The organism is Streptomyces sp. NPDC020917 (assembly GCF_044333795.1).
Classification (GTDB): Bacteria; Actinomycetota; Actinomycetes; order Streptomycetales; family Streptomycetaceae; genus Actinacidiphila.
In genome coordinates, this window is sequence record NZ_JBIRRR010000005.1 from 91812 (window position 1) to 106423 (window position 14612).

13 protein-coding genes are annotated in these 14612 nt (G+C 74.6%); 7 read left to right on the forward strand and 6 right to left on the reverse strand.

Annotation, left to right across the window (positions count from 1 at the left end):
• From ACH4TG_RS12675 to ACH4TG_RS12700, 6 genes are all read left to right on the forward strand, one after another.
• Positions 1-2067: a dipeptide/oligopeptide/nickel ABC transporter permease/ATP-binding protein gene (locus ACH4TG_RS12675; protein ID WP_398242216.1), complete on the forward strand. Its 2067-nt coding sequence runs from the start codon at positions 1-3 to the stop codon at positions 2065-2067.
• Positions 2064-3065: an oligopeptide/dipeptide ABC transporter ATP-binding protein gene (locus ACH4TG_RS12680; RefSeq protein ID WP_398242217.1), complete on the forward strand. Its 1002-nt coding sequence runs from the start codon at positions 2064-2066 to the stop codon at positions 3063-3065. Before ACH4TG_RS12675 ends, ACH4TG_RS12680 begins: the two co-directional genes overlap by 4 nt.
• On the forward strand, positions 3062-3985 hold the full coding sequence (locus ACH4TG_RS12685) for a dihydrodipicolinate synthase family protein (protein WP_398242218.1): 924 nt from the start codon (positions 3062-3064) through the stop codon (positions 3983-3985). The genes ACH4TG_RS12680 and ACH4TG_RS12685 overlap by 4 nt, the downstream gene beginning before the upstream one ends.
• Positions 3982-4944, forward strand: a complete 963-nt coding sequence (locus tag ACH4TG_RS12690; RefSeq protein WP_398242219.1) for an ROK family protein — start codon at positions 3982-3984, stop codon at positions 4942-4944. The genes ACH4TG_RS12685 and ACH4TG_RS12690 overlap by 4 nt, the downstream gene beginning before the upstream one ends.
• A complete protein-coding gene (locus tag ACH4TG_RS12695; RefSeq protein ID WP_398242220.1) occupies positions 4941-5636 on the forward strand; it encodes an N-acetylmannosamine-6-phosphate 2-epimerase in 696 nt (231 codons plus the stop codon). Before ACH4TG_RS12690 ends, ACH4TG_RS12695 begins: the two co-directional genes overlap by 4 nt.
• 338 nt (positions 5637-5974) lie before the next feature.
• Entirely contained in the window at positions 5975-7792 is a 1818-nt protein-coding gene (locus tag ACH4TG_RS12700) for an exo-alpha-sialidase (RefSeq protein WP_398242221.1), read from the forward strand.
• Positions 7793-7870: 78 nt separating this feature from the next.
• Here the strand turns inward: ACH4TG_RS12700 and ACH4TG_RS12705 are convergent, their stop codons facing one another.
• The 3 genes from ACH4TG_RS12705 to ACH4TG_RS12715 all read right to left on the reverse strand — a co-directional run bounded on the left by ACH4TG_RS12705 (position 7871) and on the right by ACH4TG_RS12715 (position 11271).
• Positions 7871-8848, reverse strand: coding sequence for an acetylxylan esterase (locus ACH4TG_RS12705; protein WP_398242222.1), 978 nt, complete (start codon positions 8846-8848; stop codon positions 7871-7873).
• A 163-nt stretch (positions 8849-9011) separates the two neighbouring features.
• Positions 9012-9737: a FadR/GntR family transcriptional regulator gene (locus ACH4TG_RS12710; protein WP_398242223.1), complete on the reverse strand. Its 726-nt coding sequence runs from the start codon at positions 9735-9737 to the stop codon at positions 9012-9014.
• 103 nt (positions 9738-9840) lie between these two features.
• Positions 9841-11271 (reverse strand): sialate:H+ symport family MFS transporter, encoded by a 1431-nt coding sequence (locus ACH4TG_RS12715; protein WP_398242224.1) that lies wholly within the window; start codon positions 11269-11271, stop codon positions 9841-9843.
• Positions 11272-11446: 175 nt separating this feature from the next.
• Here ACH4TG_RS12715 and ACH4TG_RS12720 point away from each other — a divergent pair, with 175 nt between their 5' ends.
• Positions 11447-12046: a GPP34 family phosphoprotein gene (locus tag ACH4TG_RS12720; RefSeq protein WP_398242225.1), complete on the forward strand. Its 600-nt coding sequence runs from the start codon at positions 11447-11449 to the stop codon at positions 12044-12046.
• Positions 12047-12081: 35 nt separating this feature from the next.
• On the opposite strand, the gene ACH4TG_RS12725 is transcribed toward ACH4TG_RS12720, so the two are convergent.
• Genes ACH4TG_RS12725 through ACH4TG_RS12735 form a run of 3 tightly spaced genes read right to left on the reverse strand, consistent with a single transcriptional unit; the run spans position 12082 to position 14469 of the window.
• A complete protein-coding gene (locus ACH4TG_RS12725; protein ID WP_398242226.1) occupies positions 12082-13107 on the reverse strand; it encodes an alcohol dehydrogenase catalytic domain-containing protein in 1026 nt (341 codons plus the stop codon).
• Positions 13104-13721, reverse strand: a complete 618-nt coding sequence (locus ACH4TG_RS12730; RefSeq protein ID WP_398242227.1) for a VOC family protein — start codon at positions 13719-13721, stop codon at positions 13104-13106. The genes ACH4TG_RS12725 and ACH4TG_RS12730 overlap by 4 nt, the downstream gene beginning before the upstream one ends.
• 52 nt (positions 13722-13773) lie before the next feature.
• Positions 13774-14469, reverse strand: a complete 696-nt coding sequence (locus tag ACH4TG_RS12735) for a type 1 glutamine amidotransferase domain-containing protein (protein WP_398242228.1) — start codon at positions 14467-14469, stop codon at positions 13774-13776.
• Positions 14470-14612 lie beyond the last annotated feature (143 nt).

The following is a 14612-nucleotide window of genomic DNA, read 5'->3' on the forward strand; positions in this document are numbered from 1 at the left end:
ATGCGTACCGGATTCCTCCGCAGCCTGGCCCGGCCGGGCATCTCGTTCCGCCGGCTGCCCGTGGCGTCACGGATCTCCCTCGGCGTGCTGGTCGTCCTGGCGCTGGCCGCCGCGTTCGGGCCGATGCTCACCCAGGACCCGCTGACCACCGGCATCCCCGTGCAGGCGCCGAGCGGCTCCCACTGGTTCGGCACCGACCGGCTCGGCCGGGACGTGTTCGCGCGCGTCGTGGGAGGCGCGCGCTACTCCCTGCTCATCGGGCTCGGCGCGACCCTGGTCGCCCTGCTCGCCGGCAGCGTGCTCGGAGCGTTCGCGGCGACCGCCCGCAAGGCGGCCGACGAGACGGTGATGCGGGCGCTCGACGTGGTGATGGCCTTCCCGCCGATCGCGCTCGCCGCGGTGCTGGTCACGATCTTCGGCACGAGCGTGCCGGTGCTCGTCCTCACCATCGCCTTCGTCTACGTGCCGATGCTCACCCGCGTGGTGCGGGCCAACGTGCAGGCGCAGTACGGCGAGGACTACGTCGCGGCGGAGAAGGTGATCGGTGCCCGGCGCTCGTTCATCGTCGTACGGCACGTGGCCGCCAACTGCGCCGCTCCGGTCGCGGTGTTCGCCACCGTCCTGGTCGCCGAGGCGATCGTGTTCGAGGCGAGCCTGTCGTTCCTCGGCGCCGGCGTCCAGCAGCCCAACCCCAGCTGGGGCAACGTGGTGTCGTACGGGCAGCAGATCCTGCAGGCCGGCGGCTGGTGGGCGGCGATCTTCCCGGGCCTGGCGATCCTGGCCACGGTCCTGGCACTCAACGTCCTCGCCGAGGGGCTGACCGACGCGTCGGTCGCACCGTCCTCGTCGCGGGCCGCGGCACCGGCCGAAGCGGTCGCCGCACCCGCGCCGGCGCCCGATGCGGCGAAGGCCGACGTGGCCACGGAGGCCGCCGGCCCCGGCGACGACGTGCCGGCCGACCCGTCATCGGCCGCCGGCTCCGCACCCGCGCCCGCGGGCGCGCCTGCCGCCGCTCCCCCGCAGGACGGCGTGACGGCCTCGCTCGCCGCGCTCGCCCGGCGCATCACGGAGCGGCCCGTGGGCCCGGACCCGGTGGCGGCGAGCGCACCCGAACTCCTCGCGGTGCGCGACCTGTCGATCCGCTTCCCCGACCGCTACGGCGACGTCGCGGTGGTCGACGGGATCTCGTTCAGCGTGCGCGAGGGCGAGACGCTGGGCCTGGTCGGCGAGTCCGGCTGCGGCAAGTCCGTCACCAGCCTGGCGATCATGGGCCTGCTGGCCCGCAACGCCACGGCGAGCGGCACGGTGGACTACCGCGGCCGGAACCTGCTGGCGATGGACGCCCGGGAGCGGCGCGCGCTGGCCGGCCACGAGATCGCCATGGTCTACCAGGACGCGATGTCGTCGCTGAACCCGTCGGTCCTGGTCGGCCGGCAGCTGCGGCAGCTCACCTCCCGGGGCGGCTCGAAGTCCCCTGCGGAACTGCTGGAACTGGTCGGGCTCGCGCCCGACCGCACGCTGCGCAGCTACCCGCACGAGCTGTCCGGCGGGCAGCGCCAGCGCGTGCTGATCGCCATGGCGCTGTCGCGCGACCCGCGGCTGCTCATCGCCGACGAGCCGACGACGGCGCTGGACGTCACGGTCCAGGCCCAGGTCGTGGAGCTGCTGGTCAGGCTACGCGACGAACTCGGGTTCGCGATGGTGCTGGTGTCGCACGACCTCGCGCTGGTCGGCGACCTGGCGCACCGGGTCGCGGTGATGTACGCGGGCCAGCTGTGCGAGCTGGGCGCCACCCGGTCGGTGCTGACCGACCCCGCGCACCACTACACCCGCGGCCTGCTCGGCTCGGTGGTCTCCCTGGAGGCCGGGGCCGACCGGCTGCACCAGATCCGCGGTGTGGTCCCGGCGCCGCAGGCGTTCGACGCCGGCTGCCGGTTCGCCTCGCGGTGCGCGGCGGCCACCGAGCTGTGCCGGACCACGCCGCCCCCGCGCGCCGACCGGGCGCCGGGCCACGGCCTCGCCTGCCACCACCCCGCACCGGCCGTCCTCGAAGGGAGCCTGCGATGAACCGCCCCACCGCTGCCGACGGGCAGCCGGTCCTGCAGCTGGCCGGCGTGCACGTCCGGCACCGCGCCCGCACCGGCGGGCTGCTGCACCGCGACACGGTGCACGCGCTCACCGACGCCGATCTGGAGGTCCGCAAGGGCGAGATCGTCGGGCTGGTGGGCGAGTCGGGCTGCGGCAAGTCGACGCTGGCCAAGGTGCTGACGGGCCTGGGCAGGCCGTCCGAGGGCACGGTGTCCTTCCGCGGCGAGGACCTGTGGACGATGCCGGCCGCCCGGCGGCGCCGGGAGTTCGGCTCGTCGGTCGGCATGGTGTTCCAGGACGCCTCGACCGCGCTCAACCCGCGGATGCCGGTCGGCCGGATCCTGCGCGACCCACTGGACGTGCACGGGCGCGGCACCCGCGCCGCGCGCGAGCAGCGCGTCGACGAACTCCTCGACCTGGTCGGGCTGCCGGGCCATGTGCGCGGCAGCCTGGCGAGCGGGCTGTCCGGCGGCCAGCGGCAGCGGGTGGCGATCGCCCGGGCGCTGGCCCTGGAGCCGGACGTGATCGTCGCCGACGAGCCGACCAGCGCGCTGGACGTCTCGGTCCGCGCGCAGGTCCTCAACCTGCTGGTCGACCTGCGCGAGCGGCTGGGCCTGGGCATGGTCTTCATCTCCCACGACATCCAGACGGTGCGCTACCTGGCCGACCGGATCGCGGTGCTGTACCTGGGCCGGATCGTCGAGGAGGGCCCGGCCGCCGAGGTCGCCGGCGCGCCCGCGCACCCGTACACCAGGGCACTGCTGTCCGCCACGCCGAGCCTGCTGTCGGCCGGCGAGCGGATCGTGCTCACCGGCCGCGTCCCGTCCGCCACGCACCCGCCGTCGGGCTGCCCCTTCCGCACCCGGTGCTGGAAGGCGACCGACGAGTGCGCCACCACCTTCCCCGCCGCGAGCGGCCCGCAGGGCCACCGGCGGCACTGCATCCACCCGGAAACCCCTGCAAGGAGCACCGCATGACCATCCGGCAGACCCGCTTCACCGGAGTCGTCCCCCCGGTCGTCACCCCGCTGACCGCCGAGGGCGAGATCGACACCGCGTCGCTGGAGCGCCTGGTCGGCTTCCTGATCGAGGGCGGCGTGGACGGGCTGTTCGCGCTGGGCAGTTCGGGCGAGACGGCGTATCTGACCGAGTCCGGGCGCACCCGGGCCCTGGAGGTCGTCGTCAAGGCGGCCGGCGGCCAGGTCCCGGTGATCGCCGGGTGCATCGAGACGACCACCGCCCGCGTCGTGGAGCGCGCCGCGATCGCCCGCGGGCTCGGCGCGGACGCCGTGGTCGCCACCGCGCCCTTCTACACCCGCACCCATCCGGCGGAGATCGAGCGGCACTTCCGGCAGATCGCTGCCGAGGCCGAACTGCCGCTGCTGGCCTACGACATACCGGTGTGCGTGCACAGCAAGCTGGACACCGGGATGCTGCTGGAGCTGGCCGCGGACGGCGTGCTGGCCGGGGTCAAGGACTCCAGCGGCGACGACGGCGCCTTCCGCTACCTGTGCCTGGGTGCCGCGGAACTGCCCGGGTTCTCGGCGCTCACCGGGCACGAGGTGGTGGTCGACGCGATGCTGCTCGGCGGCGCGGACGGCGTGGTGCCGGGCCTGGGCAACGTCGACCCGCACGGTTACCGTCGCCTGATGGACGCTGCACGCGCGGACGACTGGGCCACCGCCCGGCGGGAGCAGGACCGGCTCGCCGAGCTGTTCCGGATCGTCACCGTCGCCCGGGACACCTCCGGTACGGCCGCGGGTCTGGGCGCCTTCAAGACCGCGCTGATGCTGCGCGGCGTGATCGCCAGCAACGCGGTGAGCGCGCCGATGGCCCCGCTGGACGCCGACGAGACCGCGGGCGTGCGGCGCATCCTCGACACGGCGGGACTGCTGTGACGGCGGTCGCCGGGGTCGACATCGGCGGCACCAAGATCTCGGCCGGGCTGGTGGCCCGGGACGGGACGCTCGGACGCACCGTCACCGTGCCGACACCCGGCGCCGACGGGCCGGGCGCGGTGCTCGCCGCGGCGGCCGGCGCGGTGCGCCGGCTGGGCGAGCCGGTGGCGGCCGTGGGGGTCGGCAGCGCCGGCGTGGTCGATCCGGTCGCCGGCGTCATCGTGTCGGCCACCGACGCGCTGCCGGGCTGGGCGGGCACGGACCTGCGCGGCGGGCTGCGGGCCCTGCTGGGCGTGCCGGTCGCGGTGGAGAACGACGTGCACGCGCACGCCCTGGGCGAGGCGTGGACCGGCGCCGCGGTCGGCGGGCGGACGGTCCTGCTGGTCGCGGTGGGCACCGGCATCGGCGGTTCGCTGCTCGCCGGCGGCGCGGTGCACCACGGGGCGCGGAACGTCGCCGGGCACGTCGGCCACCTGGCCGCGCCGGCCGCGGCCGGCCGGCCGTGCACCTGCGGCGGCGCGGGGCACGTGGAGGCAGTGGCCAGCGGGCCCGCGCTGCTGGCCGCCTACCGGCGGCACGGCGGCGACCCGGCCGCGGCCGGCCTGCACACCGTCGCGGAACTCGCCCGCCAGGGCGACGCGCTGGCCGCCGGCACGCTCGCCGAGGGCGCCGCGGCGCTGGGCGAGGTGCTCGGCGGGCTGGCGAACGTGCTGGACCCGGACGCCGTCCTGATCGGCGGCGGCGTCAGCGCCTGCGGGGACGTCTGGTGGCGGCCGCTGCGCGCCGCGTTCGCCGCCGCGCTGCTCCCCCCGCTGCGTCCCCTCCGCCTGACCCCCGCCCGGCTCGGCCCCTCGGCCGCGGTGATCGGCGCCGCCCGCCTCGGCTGGGCGGAGCTGGGGGAACGGCCGGACGACGTCGACCCGCCCGGCCTGCCGGGCGGTGCGGTGGTGGGCTGGTGAGCGCGGAGGCGCTGGAGCGGCTGCGGGGGCGGCTGGTGGTGTCCTGCCAGGCGTATCCCGGCGAGCCGCTGCGCGACCCCGACGCGATGCGGCGGATGGCGCTGGCCGTCATCGAGGGCGGGGCGGCCGGGATCCGGGCGCAGGGCATCGCGGACCTGGAGGCGATCCGGGCGGCAACCGACCTGCCGCTGATCGGCCTGTGGAAGGACGGGGCGTCGGGCGTGTTCATCACCCCGACCGCCGCGCACGCCCTCGCGGTCGCCCGCACGGGCGCCGACATCGTCGCGCTGGACGCCACCGGGCGGCCGCGGCCGGACGGCAGGCCGCTGGCCGAGTCGATCGACGCGGTGCACCGGGCCGGGCGGCTGGTGATGGCGGACGTGGCCACCGAAGAGGAAGGGCTGCGCGCCGCCGGGCTCGGGGCGGACGTCGTCGGCACCACCCTGTCCGGCTACACCGCGGACGCACCGCGCCTGCCCGGGCCCGACCTGGGACTCGTCGAGCGCCTCTCCCGGGCCCTGGACGTCCCGGTCGTCGCGGAGGGGCGCATCCACACACCCGAGCAGGCCCGTGCCGCGATGGCGGCCGGCGCGTTCGCGGTGGTCGTCGGCACCGCGATCACCCATCCGACCACGATCACCGGGTGGTTCGCGCGGGCCGTCGGCAACGGACAGCCCGGCCAGGGGGCCTGAGGCCCCGTCCGAGGAACCCGGTGCCGGGCCGCTGACATCGCGTCAGCGGCCCGGCACCGGGTTCCGTCATGTCCGGGCAGTGCGCCTCGCGGTGCGTCAACGCCCGGGCCGTTCACGGCCCTTGACCATGCGGCGGGGGCACCCCTACCGTCATGGGCATCAGACATCTGACGTCATCTGTTCAACTGTTCTGCGCGTCGTGTTCCCCTTGCGCGGGGTCGGGCCCGGCCCCGCGCAACGGTGAACACACCCCCCACGTCCCGCGGTGCCCGGCCCTTCGGGCGGCACCCTGCCCTGCGCCTGGCCCGCGGGCCCTTCCGACGAATGCGAGCGAATCCTTGAGACTCTCCCGTGGATCCCTGCGGCACCGCGCCCTCGCGGCGACCGCCACGCTCGGGGTGGCGGCGGCCGCGGTGCTCGTCGCCCAGGCGCCGGCGAGCGCCGCCACCGGCCAGTCGGCGGTCGTCAGCCAGGACTGCGCCTCCGGTGGCCGCATCCAGGAGACCGTCGTCAACGCCACCTCCACCCCGACGACCTTCACCCTGACCTGGCCCGGCGCCGGCACCTGGACCGCGAACGTCGCGGCGCACGACAGCGGGCACTTCTTCTTCACCAAGCCGACCGGCACCGCGTACACGTTCACCACCACCACGCCCCAGGGCTACGCGAGCACGGTCAGCGGCACCCTCGACTGCGCCTCCGCGCTGCACGCCCTGGTCAGCATGGAGTGCCCCCGCAACGCCGACGGCTCGCTGCCGGCCACCCACCGGCTGCGCCTGACGCTCGACAACCGCACCTCCGCCGCCCGGACCTTCACCGTCGCCTGGCCCGGCCGCCCGTACGGTCCGTGGACGGTGACCGTGCCCGCCATGTCCGGCGACAGCAGCCTGTACTGGACGGTCCCCAACGGAACGCCCTACACCTTCACCACGACCGCCGGCGACTGGAGCCGCACCGAGTCCGGCACGGCCACCTGCGGCCTGGGCGCGGGCACCCCGGGCATGAACGCCCAGACGGTCCTCACCACCGGCACCCCGATCAGCGGCGTCAACACCCTCGCCGCCGACGGGGTCTCGTACACCACCACGACGGCCACCGCGAAGTCCGTCCGCATCCCGGCGCTCGCGGTGACCGCGTCCGGCACCGTCATCGCCACGATGGACGCCCGCATCGACGGCGGCTCGGACCTCGGCGGCGGCACCAACAACATCCAGATCGCGATGGCCCGCAGCACCGACGGCGGCACCACCTTCTCCGCGCCGCGGATCATCGCCCACCCGGCGACCACGACCGAGGGCTACGGCGACCCCAGCCTGCTCGTCGACCGCGCCACCGGGCGGGTCTTCTGCTTCTTCACCTACGCGCCGAAGGTGGGGGTCGGCTACTACGGTTCGGTGCCCGGCGACACCTCGGCCGGCAGCACCACCAACACCCACGTCATGTACGTCACGTCGGACGACGACGGCGCCACCTGGAGCGCCCCGGTCGACCTCAACCCGTCCGTCAGGAACGCGGCGTGGGCCGGCATGTTCGCCTCCTCCGGCCACGGGATCCAGCTCGCCGACGGCCGCCTGGTCCAGCCGCTCGTCTACCACGACACCGCCGGCGACCACGCCGCCAACCTCTACTCCGACGACGACGGCGCCACCTGGCACGCCGGCACCTCCGCGGGTACCGGCGTCAACGAGAGCAAGGCCGTGCAGCGCGGCACCGGGAAGGTCGTGCAGAACATGCGCAACAACGCCGGCGGCAACCGCTGGTACGCCACCGCGGGCGACAGCGGCGCGTCCGACGTCGCCTCCGCGTACGGCACCGCCTGGAACTCCGGGCTGCTGGACCCGGGCTGCAACGGCGACGAGATCTCCTACACCCGGCCGGGCGCCGTGGACGCGCAGCACCACCCGCTGCTCAGCGGCACGGCGGTGCTGAGCAACGCCGCCACCGCGGACAACGCCACCCGGCAGGACATCACGGTCCGGATCAGCCACGACGACGGCGCCAGCTGGCCGCACGAGGCCCTGCTCAGGGCCGGCAGCGGCGGCTACTCCACCACGGCCGTGCTGCCCGGCGGCGGCATCGCCGACCTGTACGAGATCGGCAGCACCGGAGGCATCGTCTACACCGCTTTCACCACGGCCTGGGTGGAGGGCGACTGACGCCCGGTCACCGGCCGTCGCACTGAGCGGGTGGCCCCGGCCGGTTCGTCCGGCCGGGGCCACCGGCAGGTCAGGCGGCTATCCGAGGTGCCGGCGCAGCCAGGCGAGCTTCTCGGCCAGGTGCAGCTCGGTGCCGCCCTCGTGGCCGCTGAACTCGTAGACGCTCACGTCCTTCGGGCCCCCGTACCGGTGGTACGCGGTGAAGCAGGTGGAGGGCGGGCAGATCGGATCCATCATGGCGACGGAGAACAGCGAGGGCGCGGTCGCCCGCTCCACCAGCAGCGCCGCGTCGAAGTAGGACAGCGTCCTGAAGACGTCCTCGGTCCGGTCGGCGTGCAGCCGCAGGTACGCGGCGATCTCGGTGTACGGCGGCTGGCCGGCGATCTCCGCGCCCCGGCGGAAGTTGCACAGGAACGGCACGTCGGCCAGGACGCCCGCGAGGCCCTGCACCAGGCCGGCGGCGGCCAGCGCGATGCCGCCGCCCTGGCTGACGCCGGTGACGGCGATGCGGTCCGGGTCGACCATCGGCAGCGCCCGGGCGGCGGCCACGCAGCGCACCGCGTCGACGTAGACGCGCCGGTAGTAGAACGTCTCCGGCGACTCGATGCCGCGGGTGAGGAAGCCGGGCACGCAGCCGGCGTTCTGCGGCGCGGCGTCGTCGGTCGCGCCGGGAGCCGCCGACCAGCCCTGCCCGCGGGTGTCCATCACCAGGTGCGCGTAACCGGCGCAGGCGTAGGTGAGGTTCTCGTGCGGAAGCCCGCGGCCCCGGCCGTACCCCAGGAACTCCACGACGCAGGCGAGCGGTCCCGCCGCGCCGGCCGGCACCCGCAGCCAGCCGCGCACCGGCCGGCCGTCGAATCCCGCGAACGTGACGTCGTAGGTGTCCACCAGGGCCAGCCCGTTGGGCACGGGCGTCACGACCGGGTCGGCCCCCGCGGTCCCTGCGGCCCCGGCCTCCGCCAGCGTGCGCGCCCAGAAGTCCTCGAAGTCCTCGGGCACGGCGAGGTCCGGCCGGTACTCCCGGCATTCGGCGAGCGACAGGTCGGTCAGGGGCATGGTGACTCCTCGCGTCGGCAGGCGCATCAGCGCCTCAGGAGTACATAGGATATCTGACATCAGATGTTCTCCCTCAACCGCTTCTCCGGTGACGGGCCTGGTCAGACCGCCGGGAACCGCGGGTGGGAGGAGTGCGAGGAGGGAGACGCAGGGGCCGAGCGGGTCAGCCTGCGGTGCCGCGGGCGCGCGCCGCGGCGATACGGCGGCGGACCGGCCGGTAGTGCGTCTGGATCGCCCGGTCGAAGGCTGCCAGATCGGCGTCCCGCACGGCGTCGACGATGTCCCGGTGCACGGCCACGATGCCGGCCTCGTCCTGCTTGGTGACCACCTGCAGGTGCGGGGCGACGAGCGCGTAGACGTCCCAGCACACCGAGGAGAACTGGCTGATCAGCTCGTTCTCCAGGGACTCCAGCAGCAGCGCGTGGAAGCGCCGGTCGGCCTCGACGGTGTCCTCGCCGTCGGCAAGCCGCCGTTCCATCTCCGCCACCAGGTCCTCGAGGGCGGCGATGTGGTCGGAGTGCAGGGTGTCGAGGATCCGCTGGCCCATGCCGCGTTCCATCAGCTCGCGGACGTCGACGAGTTCCTCGAGCACCTTGAAGTCGTCGCCGGGGCTGAGCATCGCGCGGAACGTGAGCCCCTCGACCAGGGCCGACATGCTGAGCCGCCCGACGTAGGTGCCGTGCCCGTGCCGCACTTCCACGATGTCGAGCGCGTCGAGCATCTTCACGGCCTCGCGCACGCTGGACCGGCTCGCGCCGAGCGTGTCGCACAGCTCGTTCTCGGTGGGGAGCAGATCACCGGGGCGCAGCCGGTTGTCGATGATGTACCGCTTGATCCGCTCGGCGACCTCCTGGCGCCGCGACGACCGCGCGCCATTGGTTGCCGCCATCGGCGGAGTCACCACCCCATGCCCCTCTCCTCGCACGACTGCAGCCAGGTTATCAGCAGGACACGGCGACATCAGATGTCGGCGCACCGCCGCCGGTCCGCCGTCACGGGGGCGCGAGGTGGTCCCGGCCCGCGTGCTCGTCGATCAGGCGGTGCAGGCGGGCCGGCACGTCGAAGAAGACGAGGGCCGCCATGAGGAGGGTCAGCGAGAACGTCAGCACCGCGAGGGCCGTGCCGAGCGACACGCGCTCGGCGATCCGGGCGCCGATGACCGGCGCCACCGCACCGCCCAGGGCGCCGACGTTGTAGGTGAAACCGAGCCCCGCGGCACGGCGCTCGGCCGGGAAGTGCCCGCCGATCCAGCGCGGCAGCAGTCCCGACGCGCCGAAGCTGGTCGCCTGGAGCACGAACAGCAGCACGCCGAGCACCGCGAGGTCGTGCCGGACCGCGAAGACCGGGAAGACGAACGCCAGCGACGCCGTCAGGCTGAGCGCGAACGCCCGGGGCGCGCCGAGGCGGTCGCCGGTGAAGCCGGCGAGGACGCAGCCGGCGACGGTCCCGAAGCCGGCGTAGAACAGCACGTCCCGGACCTCGTCGGGCGTGTAGTGCAGCTCGGTCTTCAGATAGGTCGGCAGCAGCGCCTGGATCGGCCAGGTGGCGAGGAACCCCACGAACACCACGGCGATCAGGGCCAGGAACAGCGCCCAGCCGCGCCGGCCGCCGAGCTGCACCCCGAGGGCCGCCAGGCACGCCGCGGCGACCACCGCGGCGGCGGGTGCGGCGGCTCCCGCGGTCCCGGTGAAGACCGCGAGCAGCGAGGCGAGCGCGGCCGCGCTCAGCGCGGCGTTGGCCCAGGCGCGCGCGGCGGTCGCGAACAGCGGCCGGAAGGGGCTGGGGCGGACGGCCGTCTCGGCGATCGCCTCCTCCCAGTCCCGCGCCTCGGGCAGCGCCCTGCGCATCCACAGCGCCACGGCCGCGGGCAGCGCGCCGAGGTAGAACATCCAGCGCCAGCCCAGGGACGGCACGACCCAGGTGTAGACCTGGGCGGCGAGCACGGTGCCGACGGAGTAGCCGGCGATCAGGAAGCCGCTGGCGCGACCGCGCAGCCGGGCCGGCCAGCTCTCCATCACGTACGCCGCGCTGGCGCTGTACTCGCCGGCCATGCCGAGCCCGATGACCAGGCGGGCGGCGAACAGGCTCGCGTAGTTCCCGGCGAAGCCGCAGGCCAGGGTGCCGAGCGAGAACAGCAGGATGCTGGTGGTCATCGCGGTGCGCCGGCCGTAGCGGTCGCCGAGGCCGCCGATCGCCATGCCGCCGATCCAGCGGGTGACGAAAGCGGCCGAGACCAGCGAGGCGGCCTCGACCGCGGTCAGCCCGAAGGCGCTGCGCACCTCGGTGAGCACCAGGGTGATCAGGACGAAGTCGAAGCCGTCGAGGACGTACCCGAGCCATGCGGCCAGGAACGACGTCCAGCCGCTCCGGCCCACCTCCCGGTACCAGGGGACGGCGGGCGCGGCGGGCTTCGGGTGGCTCATGGTCCCCCCAGCATGCCCGGCGCGTGCCCCGCAGGCCCGCAGCGACGGCGCAGGTGCGCGGGCGTCGCCGGGCGGCACTGCGGGCCGGCGGCCCTCTGCCGGGTCCAGCCGTGGCGGGCCCCGGCCGATGGCCCGAGAATGGGAGCGGCTCTGACGGCGCGAGGGGAGCACTCCCATGACCACAGCCTGGGACCTGATGATCGTCACCAGGGACGGCGCGGGCGGGCCCGTCGATCCTGACGACCTGTCCCTCGCCCTTGCCGGTGCGGAACTGCTGGACCTGATGGAAGCGGGTGCGGCGTCCCTGGACGGCGACCGGATCGTTCCCGGGCTGCCGACGTCCACCCGCGACGCCCTGCTGGACCAGGCGGCCGGGTCGCTGCAGCGGGAGCGGCCGCACGAGAGCGTCGGCGCCTGGCTCTGGCGCCGCGGCGAGCGGCTCTCCTCGGCCTATCTGGCCGGGCTGGAGACGGAGGGCTACGCCGTGCGGGCGCGGCACCGCTGGGTGCCGATCCGCTCCGACGACCCGTCCCTGGTCGACTCCCCGGCCCGCGAGCACGCGGCCGAGCGCTGGGCGTCGGGCGAGCCGGTGCTGTCCGTGCTCGCCGCCGCGGCCGGCGTCCCGGACCGTGAACCCGACGTCGCGGGTCACCTTCCCGACGACGTGACCACCGTGCTGGCGGCGGTCGGCAACGCGGTGACGGAACTGGAGGCCGTGCGGCAGCGGCGGCGCGTCGAGCAGCAGGCGTTCGACAACATCTGGCGCGCGCCGTAGGGCGTGCGCGCCGCTGGGTGCCGGGCGGCCGCGGTTCAGCCCGTCATGGTGAGGACGACACGGAACCGGGCCTCGCCGGACATCATCCGCTCGTAGGCGCGGGGCGCCTCGTCCAGCGGGAACACCTCGTCGGAGGGGTGGATCGACCGGTCGACGGCGAACCTGAGGTTGTCCTCGTTCTCGATCGCGGTGCCGGTGAGGTTCCCGCGTACGACGCGCGTGCCGAAGATGAGCTCGCTCGTGCTCAGTTGGAGCGGATCGGGGGCGGCCCCGACCACGACCAGCTGGCCGCGCGGGGCGAGCCCGGCCACGAGCGGCGACATCGACGCGCCGGAGGCGGCGGTCGCGACGACGAGCGCCGCCCCGCCGAACCGCTGCAGGGCGTCGCCCGGGGCCGCCTCGGTGCTGTCGACGTACTCCTGGGCGCCCAACTCGCGGGCGAGCGCGGCCTTCTGCGGGCCGCGGGCGACGGCCACCACGCGGTACCCCATCGCGCGGGCGTACTGCAGGCCCAGGTGGCCCAGGCCGCCGATGCCCTGCACGGCGACCAGCGCACCGGGCCGCACGGCGGCCGAGGCCAGCGCGTTGTAGACGGTCAGGCCCGCGCACAGCAGGGGGGCGCCGCGGGGAACGTCGAGGCCGGGTGGGAGCCGGACGAGACCGGTCGCCCGCGCGTAGACCACCTCGGAGTATCCGCCGTCGACGTCGGTGCCGGTGCTGGGCTGGTCGGAGCAGTTGACGAAGTCGCCGCGCCGGCACGCCTCGCACACGTTGTCCTGGCCGCCGAGGTAGCCGACGCCGACCCGCTCGCCGACCCGCCAGCCGGCCCCCGCGCCGTCGCCGAGCGCCTCGATGGTGCCGATGATCTCGTGTCCGGGCACGACCGGGGTCTCGGGGTCCGGCCGCAGTCCCTCGACGGCCAGTACGTCGCTGTGGCAGACGCCGCACGCGTCGACCCGGATGCGCGCCTGCCCGGGTTCCGGCTCCTTGCGGATGCGTTCGACCGCGGTGAACTGCCGCTGTCCCGCGACCGTCCAGGCGCGGTAGGTCTCCCCGGTCATGACGGCGGCTCCGTGCCGGCCTGCTCGCTGACCATGTAACGGGCGTACCAGCCCGGCCAGTCGGGGTCCTCGCGGCCGATGCGCTTCTCGTGCTCGCCGTGCGCGGCGGCGGCCCGCCGCATCGCGCCGGCCAGGTCCCCGGCCGAGGCGAACGCCGTGGTCGCGGGGTCCAGCCGGCCGGGCAGCCGGGTGGTGATCTCCTGCAGGACGAAGCCGTTGCCGTCGGGGTCGCTGAAGGACAGGAACGAACCGTAGCTGCCGTGCTGCGGATCGGGTCCCGGCACGCGCGCGTCGGTCCCGGCATGGTGGAAGACGCCGCCGGCGTCGTGGAACACCTCGCTGGGGTCGGCACCGTGCCGGGTCAACTCCTCGTGGGCGGCCCGGATGTCGTCCACGATCAGGTGCAGTCCCTCTGCCGAGCCCGGGGCCTGGTCGGTGAGCGAGGAGCCGAAGATGACCGAGGCCGGCGAGCCGGGTGGGGTCACCTGCACCACCCGGAACTTCTCGTCCGGCGCGACGTCCGCGTCGAGCCGCCAGCCCAGCGCCGTGTAGAAGTCCTTGGCCCGGTCGACGTCGGACACCGGCACGACGACGACCTCGAGTTTCATGTCCATGGGATGCGCCTTCCGTCTCGCCCGGCCGTACGCCGCGGCCCGCCTGCGGCCATCAGCCGAGGATCTTCATCAGCCGCTCCGCGAGAACGGCGGCGGAGTGCGGGTTCTGGCCGGTGATGAGGTTGCGGTCCTCCACCATGTACGGCTGCCACATCTCGCCGCGGCTGAAGTCGACGCCGACCTTCTCCTTGATGTCCGTCTCCAGCAGCCAGGGGGCCCGGGGCGCAAGGCCGACGGCCTCCTCCTCGTCGTTGGTGAAGCAGGTGACGCGGTAGCCCTTGAACGGCGACTCGCCGTGGATCCTGGTGGACAGGATCGACGCGGGCGCGTGGCAGACGATCGCGAGCGGCCTTCCCGAGGCGAGCTGGGCCGTCAGCAGCCGGCCCGCGTCGGCGTCGAACGCCAGGTCCGCCATGGGGCCGTGGCCGCCCGGGAGGTAGACCGCGTCGTAGTCCTCGAGGCGGACGTCCGACAGTTGCAGCGGCCGCCGCATCACCTCGGCGTCGCGGATGATGGCCTCCAGGTCCAGCGCGCCCTGCTCGCCGCCGGCCATCGAGGGGCGCAGGCTCATCATGTCGACGTTGGGTGTCACACCGCCGGGTGTCGCGACCACGACCTCGTGGCCGGCGTCCGTGAGTGCCTTGTACGGCATCGCGAACTCCTCGGCCCAGTAGCCCGTCGCATAGCGGGTGCCGTCCTTGAGCACCCAGTACGTGGCTCCGCTCACGATGAACAGCACCTTGGCCATCGCTCGTCCGCCTCCTCCGACCCCTTCGGCACGCGGGGAGATTCCGTCGATTCGGTACGAATAGACCTCTCACCACCGTAGGCACGCCGTCGACCGGGCGCATGCGGGCGCGCTGCGGCGGGGCGCCGCCGTCCGGCGAGGAC